Source organism: Rhodococcus sp. RCBS9 (assembly GCF_029457415.1).
Classification (GTDB): Bacteria; Actinomycetota; Actinomycetes; order Mycobacteriales; family Mycobacteriaceae; genus Rhodococcus_F; species Rhodococcus_F qingshengii.
On sequence record NZ_CP120422.1, the window covers coordinates 1847406 to 1863688 of the forward strand.

The following is a 16283-nucleotide window of genomic DNA, read 5'->3' on the forward strand; positions in this document are numbered from 1 at the left end:
CTTCACCGCTTAGGCGCTCGGTCGATCCTCCATCCCTCCGCGCCACTGCGCTCGGCCCACAAATCCGAGTACTTCCCACCTCGCGCGATCAGGTCTTCGTGGGAGCCGACCTCCTCCACCCCACCGTCTTCGAGGTAGACGATGCGATCTGCTCCCTGAATAGTCGACAGGCGATGAGCGATGATCACCACCGTTCGACCACGGGCCAATCGGTGAATTGCCTCGGTAATGGCGACTTCGTTCTCTCCGTCGAGGGCGGAAGTCGCTTCGTCGAGAAGAACAATCGGAGTGTCCTTGAGGAATGCCCGCGCAATCGAGACCCGCTGACGTTCACCGCCGGACAGCAGCGATCCGCCTTCACCTACCCTGGTCGCCTCACCGCTCGGCAAACGGTCGATCACTTCGCCTAGCCTGGAATCCACCACTGCTTGACGGACCTCCGACTCGGTGGCATCCGGTCTCGCCAACCGAAGGTTCTCCAGGATGGTTCCGTCGAACAGGTAAACCTGCTGTGAGACAGTCGATATCCGAGACATCAATGCTCTCGTTCCGATGTCGCGAACATCGGCTCCCCCGATGGATACCGCACCTTCGTCGACGTCCCAGAATCTGGAGATCAGCCGAACCAGAGTTGTCTTTCCGGAACCGGAAGGACCGACCAGAGCAGTGACCGAGCAGTCCGGGAATTCGAGACTCACGTTACAAATCACGCGATCCGGGCCGTAGCCAAAGGAGACCGAATCGAACCGAATATCATACGACGTAGGCTCTTTCGGCACCTCAGGTTCCGCCAGCACCGGTACATCGATCATCTCTCGGACAGATCCGAGCGACACCCGGGCCAGTGAGATACCTTCACCGAATCCTGCGAGCATCTGCATCGGCTCCACGAACCTCACGGCCAACACGAGAACAACGATCACGCTTGCTGTGTCGATGGACCCGGTGGTGACCAGCAGCGCCGCCAGAACCAGGACGGCGAGAAAGGCAACCTGAACGACGATCATGAAGCGCAGCAGATACTTGTCGACCGATCCGATTTCCTGCAGGTGTGCGTCCCGGTTGGACACAAGAGCTTCGTCCAACCGAGTCCAGCCTTCGCCGCTCTTACCGGCCGAACGTAGAACTTGCTGCGCCTGTGCATATTCGACGACGCGCGATGCCAACTCGGATTCGCTCTTGCCGATCGCCTCGTATTCGGGAACAACCGCACGCTGCACGTTGCGGTAAGCCCGAATCCCCAGTGGAACGAAGACGACCATCGCGAGAGACAGTCGCCAGTCCACAAACAAGACAGCGATCGCCACTGTCGCTGGAGTCACCGTGACGGTGACGAGTTGCGCGATGATCATTCCCGGGATGCTCATCAAGATTGCCGTGCCCTCGGTGACCAGGCGAGTGAACGCTCCACGATTTGCCTTGCTGAACCACCCGAGCGGAACCTGCACCAAGTGCTCACCGAGGCGATGCATGATTCCACCGGCAAAACCATCGATTCCGATGCGGTACGCCCGATTCTCGGCGATCCACCGTACGGCGCCACAGGCCACCGCCACGAGAGCAGCCGTGACAACCCACGGCACTGCGGCGTCGTAATCGCCGCGAACCACCGCTTTCAGGATCGGAATCATCAGTGCAAAGAGGACACCCTCGAGTATCCCAGCGAGCGTGAAACCTGCTATCTGACCTCGCATCCCATTGCCGCGTCCGAGGATTTCGTCCAGGTCGCGAATCATTGCAGCGCCTTTCGCGGAGAGATGTCTTCGACGAGGGGGTTCTGGAGCGCCCACATCCGCGCGTAGGTTCCGCCGAGCGCCGACAACTGTTCGTGCGTACCCTTTTCCACGATCCGTCCGGCGTCGAGAACGAGTATCTGATCTGCGTATCGGACGGTGTGCAGTCGATGAGCGATCACCATCAGGGTGCCGCCGTCCGCACTGATCTCACCCAGTGCGCGTTGAACGGCCGATTCACTGTGGGGATCGGCCTGCGAAGTCGCCTCGTCCAGGATGACGATCGGCGGGTTCTGAAGGATGGCGCGGGCGATCGTCAGGCGTTGCTTCTCCCCACCCGACAGCTCACCGCCCGAACCACCACCGATCTCGGTGTCGTACCCGTCCGGCAGTCGCATGATCACGTCGTGAATCTGCGCCCGCCTCGCCGCTGTCTCCACTTCCAGATCCGTTGCATCCGGTCGACCGAGCCGAATATTCTCGCGCACGCTGTCCCGCAGGAGCACAACATCTTGGAAGACGATGGCCATCGATCTCAAGACTTCGCGACTGGACTGATCTCGTAAATCGCTTCCGCCCAGTCGAATAGACCCGTCTGTGACGTCCCAGAACCGCGGAAGTAGACGCGCCAAAGTGGTCTTTCCGGAGCCGGAGGGGCCAACGATCGCGGTCACGGTGCCCGGCTGCATCTCGAAGGAGATGTTCTCGAGGACGCGCTGCCCAGTGGTGTATTCGAAGCCGACGCTGTCGAATTCGACCAAAGTGCTGCGAGCAGGCACTGCATCCTGAGGTTCGGCCAGCTCTGGTTCGCCGAGGATGCTCTCGACGTGAGTCGCTCCCAGTTGGCCTTCGCGGTAGAGGTTGGCCATCGTTCCCATGTGCAGAACCGACGACGGAACACCGATTCCGACGACCAGAAAGGCAACAAGAGCTACCGGGGTAATCCAACCCCCGGACAACATTGCAGTTCCCGTCGCCGTGATGACCACGATGAGTACCGCCGGTGAGAGGAGGATCGACATCGCGACCACCGGCCTTCCCATCCCCGACATCCATCGCACGCACACCGCAACCATCGAATCGACAGCGCTCGAGTAGCGCGCGAATGCGCGACTCCCACTCCCGTACGTCTTGACAACCTCGATACCGTCGCCCAGTTCTACTGTCGCAGAGGTCAATGTCGACATTGCAAGATTCCAGGAGTCGACGTTCGTTCGATAGGCTCTGCGCATCGACGGCGCGGCGAGAGCGAGACACACTCCGATGTAGCCGACCAGGACCAGGCTGAACTTCCAGTCCATCGCCACCAGATAGATCAGGGCCACTATCGGCGACAGGATCGCGGGCACCACGTCGGCGGGAAGGTGAGCGACGAGAAGATGCATCCGCTTCACGTCGTCCGTCATCGCCTGCTTCACTTCACCGGTGCCACCATTTGCAAACCACCCCAGAGGAACTCGGGACAGATGCCGAGCGATACGCGAGCGGATCGAGTATTTGAAATGCGCGTCGGCGGTGTGGCACACGGTCAGCGCTGCGTTGTAGACGACAAAACCGAGAATTGTGCCCGCTGCACCGATTGCGGCCCACAGCCAGACCAGGTTCAACGACGAGTCGGTCAGGAGCACCCGCGCGATCTCGACCACCGCAACGTAGGGCAGGAATCGCAACGGCACCGACAGTGCCGACAGACCCGCCCCTAGGAGGAGTTGATTTCTCACCGGCGCGATCATCCTGCCCAAAGCGTCTCGGTCGACGAGTCCAGGCGAGTCTTCCGGGGCTGCGGACTCGTTCACTTTCATTGCCGCACTCACTCTTCGACGATGATCGTGCCGGTCATGTTCGGATGTGGTGTGCACGTGTAGGTGAACGTTCCGGCTTTGTCGAAGGTCTGACTGTAGGTTCCGCTTCCTTGGAGATCGCTCTTGATCCCCAACTCGGCGAACACGACATCGTGCGGCATTCCCTGGTCCTCGAAAATCCACGTGACGGTCTGTCCTGTGTGCACGGTGACGGAGTTCGGTGTGTACGCAAGGTTTTTCACCGAGATCTCGACCGGCGCTTGCTCGGTAGATCCCGTCGAATCGTTGCCGCACGACGTCAGTGTGAATACCACTGCAACAGCGATCAATGTGGTCAATCCGGTGCGAACTGACATTCTGCTCTCCTCATCGAACGTAGTGGAGGTCGGCAGTCATCCCGGCCTCGAAGTGGTACGCGTTGTGACAGTGAAACATCCACCGTCCTGGATTGTCGGCGTCGAAGTCGATCGCCATTTGTGTACGCGGAAGTACGATCACGGTGTCTCGGCGAAGCCCGCCGTAGGAGGGAACCGAGAAGGTGTGCCCATGGGTGTGCATCGGGTGCCACATGTCGGTGTCGTTGTTCATGACGATTCGTATTCGCTCGCCCTGCTTCATTCTCAACCGACCTGCATCGGCGCCCGCCATTCCCCAGAGGTATCGATCGCCGGCCTGAATGAGATCCACCGAATACGCACGATCCGGTGCCCTCTGCTCCAGCGCTCCTGACGGGCGAAGCTCCGATTCCAGAACGAGCCGACCGCCGGAACCTGACAGCACTGCAGGCGAAGTCAGGTCGACGACCGCTACCGAATCCGGCGTCCGAAGCAGGCACGCGACGCCACCTGACTTCCCTTCCACCTTCGCGGCGATGGGCCACGAGCCGGACTGCACCGTCACCAATACGTCGTATCGCTGCGCGGGTGCGATCAGAATCTCGTCTCCGGCTGTGCAGGCAACGTCCTGCCCGTCAGCACTGACAACGGTCATCTCGTGCCCGGCGACCGAGAAACGGTACGGAGTCTCCGCCCCGGCATTGATCACCCGCAATCGAAGCCGAGTTCCGGCCGTCGCACTGACGACGAAGGGATCTTCCACAGGCCGTCCGTTGATCAGGTGCAGTGGATACGTGATGTGCGTTGCCATTCCACCGAGCGCCTCGGAATTTCCGTGACCACTGCCGAGAAGTTCTGCGGCAGAATCAATCTCTGCACCATCGACTTCCGGTGGAGTGCCGCCGTGCCCGTGGTGTCCTCCCTGCACGTCCGGTGACAATGCGCGAAGCACTGCATCCGGGGTTGTTCCCAGCCCGTCGAGCCAGTCGTCGATCACGATGACGACGTCCTCGTCGGCTCCGGTCCGGTCGTTCGGGTCCTCGACCACGAGTGCACCGAATAACCCTCGATCGGCCTGCAATCCTGAATGGGAGTGGTACCAATATGTTCCGTGATCCGGGGCCACGAAGTCGTAGGTGAACTCGGCACCTGGTTGGATTCGTTCCTGGGTGACCGGCGGGACGCCGTCCATGTCGTTGCGGATCGCAATGCCGTGCCAGTGCACCGAGGTCTCCGTCGGAAGGTCGTTCTGCAAAAGAACGTTGAGCCGGTCTCCCTTGGAGATTCGAAGCTCCGGGCCAACTGCTTCCGCACCGTACGACCATGTGTCGACCTCTCTGGCGCCCAGACTCACTCGAGCCGGTGCAGCTGTCAGATTCCGTTCGACTGTGCGCCCGCTATGAAATCTCGCCTGTTCGGCAGCACGAACTTCGTCGTCGAACGGTGAAATCTCAGAACCGGTTTCGTTCGCCGAGCCACGGCTGCACGCACTCAATGCCACAGAACCCACAGCCGCAGAACCCACAGCCGCAGAGCCGAGCGTCACCGCTCCCCATCGCAGAGCCAGGCGCCGACTCAACGCACTCGAACTCATGCCGTCAGCGCCGTGAATTCCTGATAGCGCGTCGCGGCAACAGCTTCGGTTCCGGTGCCGGTCAGATTGCCGGCAGCCATGGCATCCATGTCCTCGATCATCCAGAAAGTGGCGAAGGGATGAGTGGCGAGCCACATGTCTCCGTTGACCTTGGCCACTCGGTTCTCCTGCACCGCTGAAAGACTCGAGAACCCGGGAACACCGGCAACCTTGCCGAACTCGTACACGCCCTCGTCGAACACGGCCACGATCCGAGCATCCTGCGCCGGGATCGCCTCGTCGGACAGGGGCGCATACGGCAGTCCTCCAGCGGCATTCGATCGCTGGGATTCCGGACGCCCGAAGCCGCTCTCCGCCAACAACAAGGACGGCGGCGCCTGCTCGGTGGTGGTGGCAAGGATTCCAGAACTGCTCATCAGCACCGACACGGTGTTCGCTTCACCACCGGACCGAGCAGAGACGTCAGCGATCTTGCCCTCCAAGGCGACGGTCAGCTTGTCGGCAACCGACTGACGATCAAAGGCGCGTCCGAAGAAGGCAAGATTCTCACGCCACGGAGTGGTGACGGCCGGGACCGGCACTGTGGGGACGGTCGATGCGAGGGAGTCGTAGTAGCTCCGATCGCCCATCGACGTGAAGATGACCAGTCCGGGATCCTGGGCGAGGACCTGCTCGATCGGGGGTGCACCGAGCGGCGGCACCGTGACCACCTCGGTACCAGCTGACGCCAAGATGTCCTGGCCGATCTCCGATCCCCACGACGTGAAGACCACATCAGGGGTGATGCCGACGGCAAGGAGACCGAGTGCGGCGTATTCGTCGAGGGAAACAACTCGCCCGAGGTCGCCCGGAACCGACGTCTCACCGAATTCGTGGGACACAACACGCGTTCCCTCGGCAGGTTCCCTCGTCGGTCCCGCCTCACTCGAGCTACAGGCGGCCGCAGTCAGGGCAACGACACTGACCAGCAGCGAAGCTCCCAGCCTCGATAGGTAACCGGGTCGCGTTTTCAACTTCATAATGTCCTTCAGCTTCGAAAAATCGGGGGTTCGATACAAATCGGAGCACTGCTCGGATTTGGCAAGTAAACCTCACCTAAGTTCATCCGTCAATCGGTTGCGTCGACTACGCGACGCGATCCGACGCCACTAAGCTCGGTCGGACCATGACTGCGCCATCACCTGACAAGAAGTCCGCCGCGAAATCACAGCGCCGCCGGAGTTACAACACCGGGATCACTGCGGACGCGGTGCTGACCGTGGCGTTCGGGCTCAGTCGCGAGCACGGAGTCGAGGGCTGGTCGCTGCGGCAGCTGCTCGGCGAACTCGATACGTCGTTCTCCGTCGTCTATCGACTCGTCGGAGATCGGGACGCACTCTCGGCTGCGGTGGTCGACAGTGCGGTGTCGGCCGTCAACGTGCCATCCGCACAAGAAGATTGGCGTCAATGGCTGACGCATCTGCTCTTGCAGATGCGAGAGGCCTTGATCGAGTGTCCAGGCGCGGCACAGTGGCTGCTGATGAACGGAGTTGCCACCCAGCGCAGCCGGGAACTCATGGAGGCCGGATTGGCATCGCTGATCGACGCCGGGTTCGGGGAAGAAGCCGCTCAGGCTTACACCGTCGCCTTCACCTCGACAATCACACTGATCGCCATGAACGACGCCAGGCGCATTCCCAGCGGACAGCCTTCACCCGATCACAGCGCGATGCTGGAACGACTGAGTAACGACGGACCCTCAGATCCTCGTTCATCGATGGAGACACTGATCGGGAAGTTCGCCGGTCCACCGGATGCTGCGGAAGCAACACGGGCAGAACACTATCGCTACACACTCGACCGTGTCCTCGACGGCCTCGAGGCGCGGCTGAACGCAATCAAGGAGTCACAGAAATGACCGAGGGTCGCTGTCGCAGTTGTGCGACAGCGACCCTCGGATGAGTTGGATTCTCGATATGTCTAACGGAACAGGTTCGCGACGAACGGAATCGTGTCAGCCTGTGATTCGACCAAAGCGCCGCTGTGGTCGGTGTTGTATGTCTTGAACGTGACCGGTTCACCGTTGGCCACCAACGCTGCAACCAGCGAAAGCGCAGACGGTGCAGGGACATCCACGTCGAGCAAGCCCTGGCCGATGAAGATGGGGCGATCGTATCCACTGGTCGGTACACCCATGTAATCGTTCAGCAGACCCTGGAAGTTCGGGATCTGACTGAGCGGGCGGGAGAAGATGTCACCGAGGACCAGATCCTTGGATGCCTCGTCCAGGTCTGCGGCGCAGAGCTTTTCGGCCGAGTCGACCTTTTCCCTTCCCAAGTCGTTCAGGTAGGAATTCAAGTCGATCTCGGGGTGCGCTTCCCGCAAGCCCGCGAGGATGTAGAGCGCGTACGACGTCAACCCGCCGCCGAGGGCGATGGGAGGGAAGCCCGGACCGGCAGGCAGGAGGGTCAACTCGATGTTGGCCGGCACTCCGGTACCCACGCCACCGCGGTAGTCGAGCGAATCCCCTCCATACTCGGTTGCGTAGCGGGCCGTCGTGATGGCCGCACCGCCGCCCTGCGACTGCCCGACCACTGCCCAACGATTCGAGATCGAGGAGTCGATGACCCGTGCCGCCTTGACCGAGTCGACTACGCTGTGCGCCTCCACCTTTCCGTCGAGATACGGCATCAGCCCCGGCGTTCCCAGACCGACGTAGTCGGTGGCGACTACGGCGTAGCCCTCGGAGAGCCAACGCCCCAGGTAGGGGTAGTCGCGCTCGGGCAGGCCAGGACCGACCAGCGAAGGGGCACAGGAATCGTCGAGTCCCGTGGTGCCGTGCGCCCACGCAATGACGGGCCAACCACCTTCCGGTGCCGGACCGTCCGGGACGTAGTACGCGCCACTGCTCAGCGCAGGCCCGCCGTTGGAACCGATGGTCCAGTACGTGAATCGCTTGGCGTCGGCGGTACCCGGAATCCACAGATCTTTCGGTAGCGGCTCACTCGACACCACAGTGCCGGTGGCTTGCGACGCGCTCGGTGCCTGTGCGGACGCGATGGGCGCAGCAACGGCGGAGCCGATCGTTGCAGCACAGAGGGCTGCGATGGATATGCGGGCAAACGACTTCGACTGGAATTTCACGTCTGACGACTCCGGTTCGTGCGGTGGGCGACCTCGTTGGACGTTATCGTAGATTTTGTTTAACCGATCGGTCAAGCAAAATCTTGCAGCTTCGTGAAACGTATATGTCGAGATTCCGGCCCCAACTCCGACCTAGCATCGAACCGCACGAAAAACAGTAGGAGGATGTGTCCATGGCACACGTACGGCGTTTCGACCACATCGGCATCACCGTCGCGGACCTCGAATCAGCGACGGCATTCTTCGTCGGTCTGGGTCTCGAGGTGGAGGGCACCGGATCCGTGGAGGGTGAGTTCGTGGAAACCGTCTGCGGTATCCCTGGAGCCAAGTGCGAAATCGCCATGCTGCGCCCGCCGGGCGAAGGATCACGGCTCGAGCTCTCGTCCTTCGTCACGCCCGAGCACGTACCCGGATCGCCTGCTCCGATGGCCAACGAGATCGGGATACGCAACGTGTCTTTCGAGGTGGGCGATCTCCAGGCTGCGGTCGACGCGGTGGCTGCGGACGGTTACGGACTCATCGGCGGGATCGGCGAGTACGAGAACAGCGTGCGCATGGCCTACGTCCGGGGGCCTGAAGGGATCATCGTGTCCCTGTTCGAGCAGATCGCCTGAAGCGTCACGGCATTCGGAGCGTCAGATCGCCTTCCAGGAGCTGGCCAGAGCGCCCATCGCAGCCGCGAATTCGGCGAACGCCGCGTCGATTCTGACGCGGTCACCGGTGGTCACCAGATCGAGCGTCAACCCGCGAATCTGCGCCAACACGATCGTCGCGTAGCGATCAGCGCGATCGGGTGGACATCCGTGCGCGAGCGCAGCTTCCGCCAAACCACCCAACCAGTCCCCCACCACATGGTCGAGAAACTCGCGATACCGCTCCGGATGCAACAACGCCTGTCCGTAGATCTCGAACATCAAGCGAAAGTTCGGCAACGATTCCGCTGATGTGCGCCCATTCCAGTAACTCGTCAACATCTCGACGATGTCGGTCCCGGAAGAGATGTCGAGAGAAGAGCTGTCTCGCAGGGTGGCAACCACTTCAGTGAGCAGTTGTTCCTTCGAACCGAAATGATGGATGAGTGTCGCATGACTGATCCCCAGATCCTTGGCCAATGGCCGCATGGACAGTTCACCGACGCCGTTCGCCGTGACGTACGCGGTTACCTGCTCGAGCAATTCGGCACGGCGATGCTGGTAACGCAGTTTCCGGCCGTCGACCGGCGTGCTGTCCTCCACCTGCAGGAGCCTACGCAGTACCGGAAACACAGCAGTACCGGAAACACGGCAGTACCGGTTACACGGTGACGTGGTGGCGATCCGATCGACTGATCGTCACAGCGGCGACGACAACACCGATCACCACGCCGATGAGAGTGTCCGCGACGCGAGCCACTGCCGCTTCGGTCCCGATCGGAGCACTGAAACCGATGAGGAGCAGTGCCATCGGGGTGACGGCCAGTGATGTCAGTGCATAGTTCTTGATCACGAGCAGCTCAGCAGCAGTCTGCAGAATCACGACCACGGCAACCGCTTGCCAGTAGCCGAGCGTCAATGCGATGAGAGCAGCAGCGACGACGGCGCCACCGACATTTCCCACCAACCGCTGAATCCCACGCTGGACGGTCTGCTTGTAGTTCAGCCCCTGCATCGCGGCGATGGCACCCATCGACGCCCAGAGCGGATGCTCCAACCCGGCTCCCGCCGCGAGCCAACCGGCCAGAGCCGACGCTGCCACGATGCGGAGAGCATTCATCCGCACCGGGCGCGAATACAGCCGATTCAATCCTTCGAGAAAATAGCCTTCGGGCGCGGCCAGGTTCTTTGCCGGTGCGAGATCGTGTTCGATCATGCTGGAACGCTTGAGCTTCCGAAGCTCCTTCTCGTGCCGAGCGATGCTGCGAATCAGGGTGGCGTCGCCGTGCAACTGCCACTCCTGAACTGCCGCTTCTGCTTCGTCGAGCACCGCCACCAGTTCGCGTCCGTGATCGACGGTCGACTTGATCCGGCCACTCGACGCAATAACCAAGCGGGCGTTGGCAATCGATCCGAGCGCCGGTTCCACTCCGTCTGCGCCGGACTGTTCGAGACGCCCCACCGCAGAAACTGCACGGGCAACTGCCAGGCGGGCAGGTCCCATCGGCAGTACGAGCGCTGGGAGCATCGCGGCCGCCCAACCGACCAGAACTCCGAGCGCACCGGCAGTGACCAACCGCGCCAAATCATTGACGCTGGAGGCATATCCGGCTGCACCGGTCGCCGCGAAGACGAGGATGACGGGCCCTGGCCCGGTGATCCGGAAGCCTGACATGAAGCAGTACGACGCACCCGCAAGCAAAGAGAGGATGCCGATCTGCAACCACATCGGAACGCCCGCGACACCCATGGCGCCGCCGAAGGCAATCGAAACCACCAGTGCAGCACCCACCATTGCCAGCTTGCCGGCCAACCGTGGATACGGCTCGTACCTGCCGAACGCGGCACACAGCGCGCCCAAGGCCGCGAAGCCGGCCAATTCCCGATGCCCGAGCAGTCCGCCGACCACGAGGACTACGGCGGTGGCGAGCCCGACCCTGATCGCGGGGGCGATGGTCGCGTCGGCAGATCCGACGCGAAAAGCCGCTCGCCACGTCGCCCCGGAGACGGTATGTGCAATGGCCTCACTCGAATGAGTGAGACGGCTGGGCGTCCTGGCTGCGGTTTCGGTTCGGCTCACCCAATCAGCATACATTTATTTCACTAGTAAATTACTTGTGAAGTAATGTGAATTCTGTCGCTAAGATAGGGACATGGGCGCGGCGAACAGATCCGAAGACGACTTCATCGACAAAGTCCGTCGCGAATGGAAGCGCGCCTACCCCGAGTTCGACACTGCTCCCGTCGAGGTGATGGGCCGGATCGCCCGCATCAACGCGCAGTCTCTTCACCAGCTCGACCGCGCACTGGCGTCCAGCGGGGTCTCTCGCGCCGAATTCGACGTGATGAGTGCACTCGCTCGCAGTGACCGTCCCCTGCGGGCGAGCGAGGTCACCGCCGTCACGATGGTCAGCGGCGCCGCCACCACAAAACACGCAGACCGCCTGGCCAAGCTGGGCTTTGTCGAGCGTCAACGTTTCGAACACGACGGGCGGGTGGTTCTGCTTCAACTCACCGATGCCGGTCGCGCATTGGTCGAGGCAGAGTTTCCCCGACGCGTCGAGCGCGACCGTCAAGTACTCACCGGACTCGACGAGGACGAACGTGCCCAACTGACGGCACTGCTCAAACGCATCTCACTCAACATCGACTCGGGGATCTGGGACTGACCTACTTCGGCAGCGGTACGTTCTGCAAACGCACCTGACCGCGCGCCACCTCTTTGCCCGATTCCGGATCGGTGATGACCACCGACCACAACTGCTGAACCCGGCCCTGCTGTATCGGCACAGCCACGACGTCCACGCGCCCACCCGTACGCGCCCGCAGGAAATCCGTTCCGTTGTGCACTCCGACGGCAAATTCGCCACGGTCCGCCACTGCAGTGCTGGCCCCGATGCTCGCGGCGGACTCGACGGCGGTCGTGTAGACACCGCCGTGGACTACGCCCCACGGCGTGTGATGCTCCTCGGACAGATCGATGTGCCCGACAACCTTCGTGCCGGACACCTCGTCCAGTTGCAATCCGGCAGCGCTGACAAATCCGCTTGCTGCCTCGAGATTCAATTCCGTCATGACGACCCCTCATCTGCTCCGTTGGATTTCTCGACCTACCTTCCGCCCTCGAATACATGCCGTCAAGTGCTAAGTTGGAATTCCCAACTAACATTTCCAACTAACAGGGGCCCAGAGATGACGGCGACAAAAGGACGCAACTGCTCCATCGCCAACGCCTTGGAGGTCGTCGGCGAGAAGTGGTCACTGTTGGTGCTCAGAGAAATCGCCCTCGGGCAACGACGGTTCGACGAGATCGCCGCGGGCACGGGTGCGAGCCGCGACATCCTCGCCGCGCGTCTACGCACCCTTGTCGACGCCGACGTCCTCGCGAAGCGACGCTACGAAGACCATCCACCGCGCTACGAATACGTCGCCACCGAATCAGGGAAGGCGCTCTATCCCATTCTGATGGCGCTCATGGAATGGGGGGACGCCTTTGCGACGACGGGTCCACCGCCAACCGTCGTCGAACACCGTTGCGGTGAGATCCTGCACGCCCAAGTTGTGTGCGCGCACTGCAAAGAGCCGCTGGCCGCCAAAGACGCGCATGTAGTCGAACTCTCGCCGCCTGCTCGATAGCGTCAGCGTCCGGGCGGAAACCCGCCTGTTGCGATCGGACCCCAGGAGTCGACGGTGACGCGGATCAGGCTCTTACCCTGCTTGCGCATGGCTTCGCGGTACTCGTCCCAGTCGGGATGATCACCGGCGATGGATCGGTAGTAGTCGACCAACGGTTCCACCGAGTCCGGGAGGTCGATCAACTCCGCGGTTCCGTTCACCTGGACGTACGGGCCGTTCCACTCGTCGGAGTGGATACACAGAGACACCGCCGGGGTGCGGCGGACATTCGCGGCCTTGGCCCGTTCCGGGTACGTGGAGATGACGATCCGACCCTCGTCGTCGACCCCGCACGTCACCGGAGAGATCTGCAACTCGCCGGATTTCTTCACCGTGACGAACGTGGCCCGATGGCGCGGCCTGACGAATTCGAGGAGCTCGGCAAACGACACACGATCTGCGCTGGCGATCTTGGACATGACCTCAGCCTAATTCGATTTACGAACTGACGCTCAGGGCATCTCGATGGTCTGAGCACGTGCGATTTCGCCGATTGCACGAATGATGTACGCGCTCTGAGCTTTCTTCACTCCGGTCGACAAACTCCCGATGACCAGAACCGCCGAACGCAGGTACGCGCCGTGCCCGATACGGAACGAATCGTCTTCCAGATCCGAGATCCCGAGCGCCCCGGTGTAGACCGCAGCGAGCGCCTGCACGTCCAGATCCGGCAGCCACACAATCGTGGACTTGGCGCAGGCGGTGAGCGCATCCTGCACGTCCTCGCTGGACAAGCCGTCCGGATGCGTGTCCTCGAGCAATTCGCGCACGATCGCCGCGTGAACCGAGCTGACCTGCTCGAAAGAGAGCCCGCGCAGTTCCTCGACAGCCACGAGTAGTCCGTCACGATTTGCCGCCCGCACCGCGGCGAGTGCGTCGGCCGTGGCATCGGCGATGTCACGGGCGACCTTCGGCCAATGCGTCGGCCAGCTCTGTTCTGGCGTCCGCTGTTCTGGCGTCATCGTGGTATCTCCTCGGTCCTCGTGTTTCATGCGGAAGCCTTCCACATCCCACCGACAGGCCAGGCGATCCGTCAGCGCAGCCGCTCCAACAAGGACATTGCGTTGTGCGGCGCAAAGCCTTTCATGTCGTTGTCGAAGTAGACGTACACGTCGAGGCCCTCGTCCATCCAATCCCGAAAGCGCTTGGACCACTTGTCCAGAGCTTCGTCGGTGTACCCACTCGCATACAGTTCCTTGTCCCCGTGCATCCGCACATAGACAAAATCGGTAGTAGGAGTGGTGATGCGGGGATACCTGCCGGCTGTGTCTGCGACGACAAAACCGATGGAGTGCTCGCGCATCAGGTCCACGGCTTCGTCGGTCTCGAAGCTGGCGTGCCGCGCTTCCACCGCGTAGCGAATCGGCACGTCCCTCTCGGTCTGGGCGAACACTCGGTCTTCGGTGAGTTTGTCGTCGTGCTGTGCTGCCAGATCGGCTGCAGCCTGCGTGGTACGGGGAAGACCGTCGAAGAAGTCGGCCAATCGCTGCGATTCGAACTGCAGCGTCGGAGGTAGTTGCCACAGAATCGGCCCGAGCTTGGGGCCGAGGGCGAGCGTTCCGGCGGCAAAGAAGTTGGCGAGTCCGTCACGGGCGTCGAGCAGCCGTTTCATGTGTGTGATGTACCGGCCGCCCTTGATCGCGAACACAAAATCTTCGGGAGTTTCGCTGCGCCATTTGGTGTAGCTTTCCGGCTTCTGCAGCGCGTAGAACGAGCCGTTGATCTCAATCGACGTCAATCTCTCTGCGGCATAAGACAATTCTTTGCGGTGAGCAAGACCTTTCGGATAGAAATCTCCGCGCCACGCGGGATACGTCCACCCGGAGATACCTACCCGAATATCTGCCATCGATTCAGACTAAGCGGCACTCGAGCGTTTTGGCACTCCGTGTTTCAAACTCCGGCGCTGAGCGCGACGGATACCGGTACGACGGTCAGGCACACCACCGCACCGATGAACAACGCGATCACGAGGCGACGGTCCCACTTTCCGCGTGCACCACTGGCAGCGAGCATGAAGATCACAAAACCTACACACACGGACACGATAGTCACGATCACCGGAGTTCCAACCATGCCGTGATTGTCCCCTACCCATTGCCACCGAGCGCCCTACGGGTACACGATCGAAGTACCCATCCCGAGCTAGGAGTGGAAATGCCGAAATACCTCTGGCAAGTGACGTACTCACCCTCCGGCGCCGCCGGTCTGCAGCAGGAGGGAGGCACTGCGCGGCGCGACGCGATAACGCGAATGGTCGAAAGCATCGGTGGCACTGTCGAATCCTGCCACTTCGCACTGGGCGGTCACGACATGTTCGTGATCGGCAACCTGCCGGACGACGTCGCGGCAGCCGCATTGAGCATTCGCACGGCTGCGGCAGGTGCAGCACGCTCGGAGTCGATCACACTGCTCACGCCGGAGCAGATCGACGAGGCAGTCAAGCGACCGACCGACTACCGCGCGCCGGGCAAATGACGACGGAAGGAATAGATCCCGGCAGCAGCCGAGTTGCACCCGCTGTGACGGAGACTACGAAAACACCTGACCTGGGCACCTACGGAATCTGGCGAGGAGCGGCTGGTTTGCCGCCCGAGCTGGGAACTGCGATCGAGAAACTCGGTTTCGGCACCATCTGGATCGGCGGCTCCCCACGCGCCGATCTACGGATCGCCGAGAAACTTCTCGACGCGACCGAGCACATCACCGTGGCAACCGGAATCGTCAACATCTGGTCCTCACCTGCGGCTGAGGTGGCGGAGTCCTATCACCGACTCGAAGCCGCGCACCCAGGTCGATTCCTGCTCGGCGTAGGCGTCGGACATCCGGAGGCTACCGGCGACTACACCAAGCCGTACGCCTCACTCGTGTCGTACCTCGACGAACTCGACGCGGCCCAGGTCCCGGAAGCGCGGCGCGTCCTCGCCGCACTGGGGCCGAAGGTGTTGAAACTGTCCGCCGCTCGCGCCGCCGGCGCGCATCCATACCTGACCACCCCCGAACACACGGCCGAAGCTCGCGAAATCCTCGGCCCTTCGAAGATCCTGGCCCCCGAGCACAAGGTGGTCCTGGAAACCGATCCGGAGAAGGCCAGAGCAATCGGTCGCCCCGCCGTCGCCAACCCGTATCTGTATCTGCGCAACTACACGAGCAATCTCGAGCGCCTCGGTTTTGCGCCCGAAGAGTTGGCCAACGAGGGGAACGATCGCGTCATCGACGCCCTGGTTGCGCGGGGTACCGCGAAGTCCATCGCGGATCGACTTCGGGAGCATGTCGCGGCGGGTGCCGATCACGTTGCGATCCAAGCACTTCCCGCCGAAGGTGATCCGATCGCGACCTACGAAGCACTGGCCGCCGAACTCTTCGACTGACCGGGCAACCCTTGACTT

At 61.8% G+C, this 16283-nt stretch carries 19 protein-coding genes; 6 read left to right on the forward strand and 13 right to left on the reverse strand.

Annotated elements, in window-relative coordinates:
* Window positions 1-2 precede the first annotated feature (2 nt).
* From P0M12_RS08810 to P0M12_RS08830, 5 genes are read right to left on the reverse strand one after another with little or no spacing between them, the layout of a single operon-like run.
* On the reverse strand, window positions 3-1736 hold the full coding sequence (locus tag P0M12_RS08810) for an ABC transporter ATP-binding protein (RefSeq protein ID WP_277377599.1): 1734 nt from the start codon (window positions 1734-1736) through the stop codon (window positions 3-5).
* Window positions 1733-3547 (reverse strand): ABC transporter ATP-binding protein, encoded by a 1815-nt coding sequence (locus tag P0M12_RS08815; RefSeq protein ID WP_277377600.1) that lies wholly within the window; start codon window positions 3545-3547, stop codon window positions 1733-1735. Before P0M12_RS08815 ends, P0M12_RS08810 begins: the two co-directional genes overlap by 4 nt.
* Window positions 3544-3891: a cupredoxin domain-containing protein gene (locus tag P0M12_RS08820; protein ID WP_050656040.1), complete on the reverse strand. Its 348-nt coding sequence runs from the start codon at window positions 3889-3891 to the stop codon at window positions 3544-3546. Before P0M12_RS08820 ends, P0M12_RS08815 begins: the two co-directional genes overlap by 4 nt.
* 10 nt (window positions 3892-3901) lie before the next feature.
* A complete protein-coding gene (locus tag P0M12_RS08825) occupies window positions 3902-5464 on the reverse strand; it encodes a multicopper oxidase family protein (protein ID WP_277377601.1) in 1563 nt (520 codons plus the stop codon).
* Window positions 5461-6345 carry an ABC transporter substrate-binding protein gene (locus tag P0M12_RS08830; RefSeq protein WP_230793261.1) on the reverse strand — a complete coding sequence of 295 codons (885 nt, stop codon included), beginning with the start codon at window positions 6343-6345 and terminating at the stop codon, window positions 5461-5463. Before P0M12_RS08830 ends, P0M12_RS08825 begins: the two co-directional genes overlap by 4 nt.
* A gap of 284 nt (window positions 6346-6629) precedes the next feature.
* On the opposite strand from P0M12_RS08830, the gene P0M12_RS08835 reads away from it, so the two are divergent.
* Window positions 6630-7361, forward strand: a complete 732-nt coding sequence (locus P0M12_RS08835) for a TetR/AcrR family transcriptional regulator C-terminal domain-containing protein (protein WP_030536498.1) — start codon at window positions 6630-6632, stop codon at window positions 7359-7361.
* A gap of 62 nt (window positions 7362-7423) precedes the next feature.
* Here the strand turns inward: P0M12_RS08835 and P0M12_RS08840 are convergent, their stop codons facing one another.
* Window positions 7424-8587: a lipase family protein gene (locus tag P0M12_RS08840; RefSeq protein WP_065351490.1), complete on the reverse strand. Its 1164-nt coding sequence runs from the start codon at window positions 8585-8587 to the stop codon at window positions 7424-7426.
* 173 nt (window positions 8588-8760) lie between these two features.
* On the opposite strand from P0M12_RS08840, the gene P0M12_RS08845 reads away from it, so the two are divergent.
* On the forward strand, window positions 8761-9201 hold the full coding sequence (locus P0M12_RS08845) for a VOC family protein (protein ID WP_064112402.1): 441 nt from the start codon (window positions 8761-8763) through the stop codon (window positions 9199-9201).
* A gap of 21 nt (window positions 9202-9222) precedes the next feature.
* Here P0M12_RS08845 and P0M12_RS08850 read toward each other — a convergent pair whose 3' ends face one another.
* Entirely contained in the window at window positions 9223-9822 is a 600-nt protein-coding gene (locus P0M12_RS08850) for a TetR/AcrR family transcriptional regulator (protein WP_030536496.1), read from the reverse strand.
* A 58-nt stretch (window positions 9823-9880) separates the two neighbouring features.
* Entirely contained in the window at window positions 9881-11314 is a 1434-nt protein-coding gene (locus P0M12_RS08855) for an FUSC family protein (protein ID WP_065351491.1), read from the reverse strand.
* A 58-nt stretch (window positions 11315-11372) separates the two neighbouring features.
* Here P0M12_RS08855 and P0M12_RS08860 point away from each other — a divergent pair, with 58 nt between their 5' ends.
* Window positions 11373-11888 (forward strand): MarR family transcriptional regulator, encoded by a 516-nt coding sequence (locus P0M12_RS08860; RefSeq protein WP_003940222.1) that lies wholly within the window; start codon window positions 11373-11375, stop codon window positions 11886-11888.
* 1 nt (window position 11889) lies between these two features.
* Here the strand turns inward: P0M12_RS08860 and P0M12_RS08865 are convergent, their stop codons facing one another.
* Window positions 11890-12294 carry a PaaI family thioesterase gene (locus tag P0M12_RS08865; protein WP_003940256.1) on the reverse strand — a complete coding sequence of 135 codons (405 nt, stop codon included), beginning with the start codon at window positions 12292-12294 and terminating at the stop codon, window positions 11890-11892.
* Window positions 12295-12411: 117 nt separating this feature from the next.
* Between P0M12_RS08865 and P0M12_RS08870 the strand changes: the two genes are divergently transcribed.
* The gene (locus tag P0M12_RS08870; protein WP_030536494.1) at window positions 12412-12855 is read left to right on the forward strand and encodes a helix-turn-helix domain-containing protein; all 444 of its coding nucleotides are present in this window, start codon (window positions 12412-12414) and stop codon (window positions 12853-12855) included.
* A 2-nt stretch (window positions 12856-12857) separates the two neighbouring features.
* Here P0M12_RS08870 and P0M12_RS08875 read toward each other — a convergent pair whose 3' ends face one another.
* From P0M12_RS08875 to P0M12_RS08890, 4 genes are all read right to left on the reverse strand, one after another.
* On the reverse strand, window positions 12858-13313 hold the full coding sequence (locus P0M12_RS08875; RefSeq protein WP_030536493.1) for a PPOX class F420-dependent oxidoreductase: 456 nt from the start codon (window positions 13311-13313) through the stop codon (window positions 12858-12860).
* A 33-nt stretch (window positions 13314-13346) separates the two neighbouring features.
* Complete coding sequence (locus P0M12_RS08880) at window positions 13347-13856, reverse strand: hypothetical protein (RefSeq protein WP_030536492.1); 510 nt, start codon at window positions 13854-13856, stop codon at window positions 13347-13349.
* Window positions 13857-13927: 71 nt separating this feature from the next.
* Complete coding sequence (locus tag P0M12_RS08885) at window positions 13928-14743, reverse strand: DUF72 domain-containing protein (RefSeq protein WP_058226655.1); 816 nt, start codon at window positions 14741-14743, stop codon at window positions 13928-13930.
* Window positions 14744-14787: 44 nt separating this feature from the next.
* A complete protein-coding gene (locus tag P0M12_RS08890; protein ID WP_003940600.1) occupies window positions 14788-14970 on the reverse strand; it encodes a hypothetical protein in 183 nt (60 codons plus the stop codon).
* A gap of 81 nt (window positions 14971-15051) precedes the next feature.
* Between P0M12_RS08890 and P0M12_RS08895 the strand changes: the two genes are divergently transcribed.
* Entirely contained in the window at window positions 15052-15372 is a 321-nt protein-coding gene (locus P0M12_RS08895) for a GYD domain-containing protein (RefSeq protein ID WP_007729728.1), read from the forward strand.
* A 44-nt stretch (window positions 15373-15416) separates the two neighbouring features.
* Complete coding sequence (locus P0M12_RS08900) at window positions 15417-16265, forward strand: LLM class F420-dependent oxidoreductase (RefSeq protein WP_039973116.1); 849 nt, start codon at window positions 15417-15419, stop codon at window positions 16263-16265.
* Window positions 16266-16283 lie beyond the last annotated feature (18 nt).

Excerpts from the sequence above, each read along its gene's own strand:
- P0M12_RS08810 (WP_277377599.1), bottom strand. The coding sequence starts at position 1,736 with ATGATTCGCGACCTGGACGAAATCCTCGGACGCGGCAATGGGATGCGA.
- P0M12_RS08820 (WP_050656040.1), bottom strand. The coding sequence starts at position 3,891 with ATGTCAGTTCGCACCGGATTGACCACATTGATCGCTGTTGCAGTGGTA.
- P0M12_RS08825 (WP_277377601.1), bottom strand. The coding sequence starts at position 5,464 with ATGAGTTCGAGTGCGTTGAGTCGGCGCCTGGCTCTGCGATGGGGAGCG.
- P0M12_RS08835 (WP_030536498.1), top strand. The coding sequence starts at position 6,630 with ATGACTGCGCCATCACCTGACAAGAAGTCCGCCGCGAAATCACAGCGC.
- P0M12_RS08845 (WP_064112402.1), top strand. The coding sequence starts at position 8,761 with ATGGCACACGTACGGCGTTTCGACCACATCGGCATCACCGTCGCGGAC.
- P0M12_RS08855 (WP_065351491.1), bottom strand. The coding sequence starts at position 11,314 with ATGTATGCTGATTGGGTGAGCCGAACCGAAACCGCAGCCAGGACGCCC.
- P0M12_RS08860 (WP_003940222.1), top strand. The coding sequence starts at position 11,373 with ATGGGCGCGGCGAACAGATCCGAAGACGACTTCATCGACAAAGTCCGT.
- P0M12_RS08865 (WP_003940256.1), bottom strand. The coding sequence starts at position 12,294 with ATGACGGAATTGAATCTCGAGGCAGCAAGCGGATTTGTCAGCGCTGCC.
- P0M12_RS08870 (WP_030536494.1), top strand. The coding sequence starts at position 12,412 with ATGACGGCGACAAAAGGACGCAACTGCTCCATCGCCAACGCCTTGGAG.
- P0M12_RS08875 (WP_030536493.1), bottom strand. The coding sequence starts at position 13,313 with ATGTCCAAGATCGCCAGCGCAGATCGTGTGTCGTTTGCCGAGCTCCTC.
- P0M12_RS08880 (WP_030536492.1), bottom strand. The coding sequence starts at position 13,856 with ATGACGCCAGAACAGCGGACGCCAGAACAGAGCTGGCCGACGCATTGG.
- P0M12_RS08885 (WP_058226655.1), bottom strand. The coding sequence starts at position 14,743 with ATGGCAGATATTCGGGTAGGTATCTCCGGGTGGACGTATCCCGCGTGG.
- P0M12_RS08890 (WP_003940600.1), bottom strand. The coding sequence starts at position 14,970 with ATGGTTGGAACTCCGGTGATCGTGACTATCGTGTCCGTGTGTGTAGGT.
- P0M12_RS08895 (WP_007729728.1), top strand. The coding sequence starts at position 15,052 with ATGCCGAAATACCTCTGGCAAGTGACGTACTCACCCTCCGGCGCCGCC.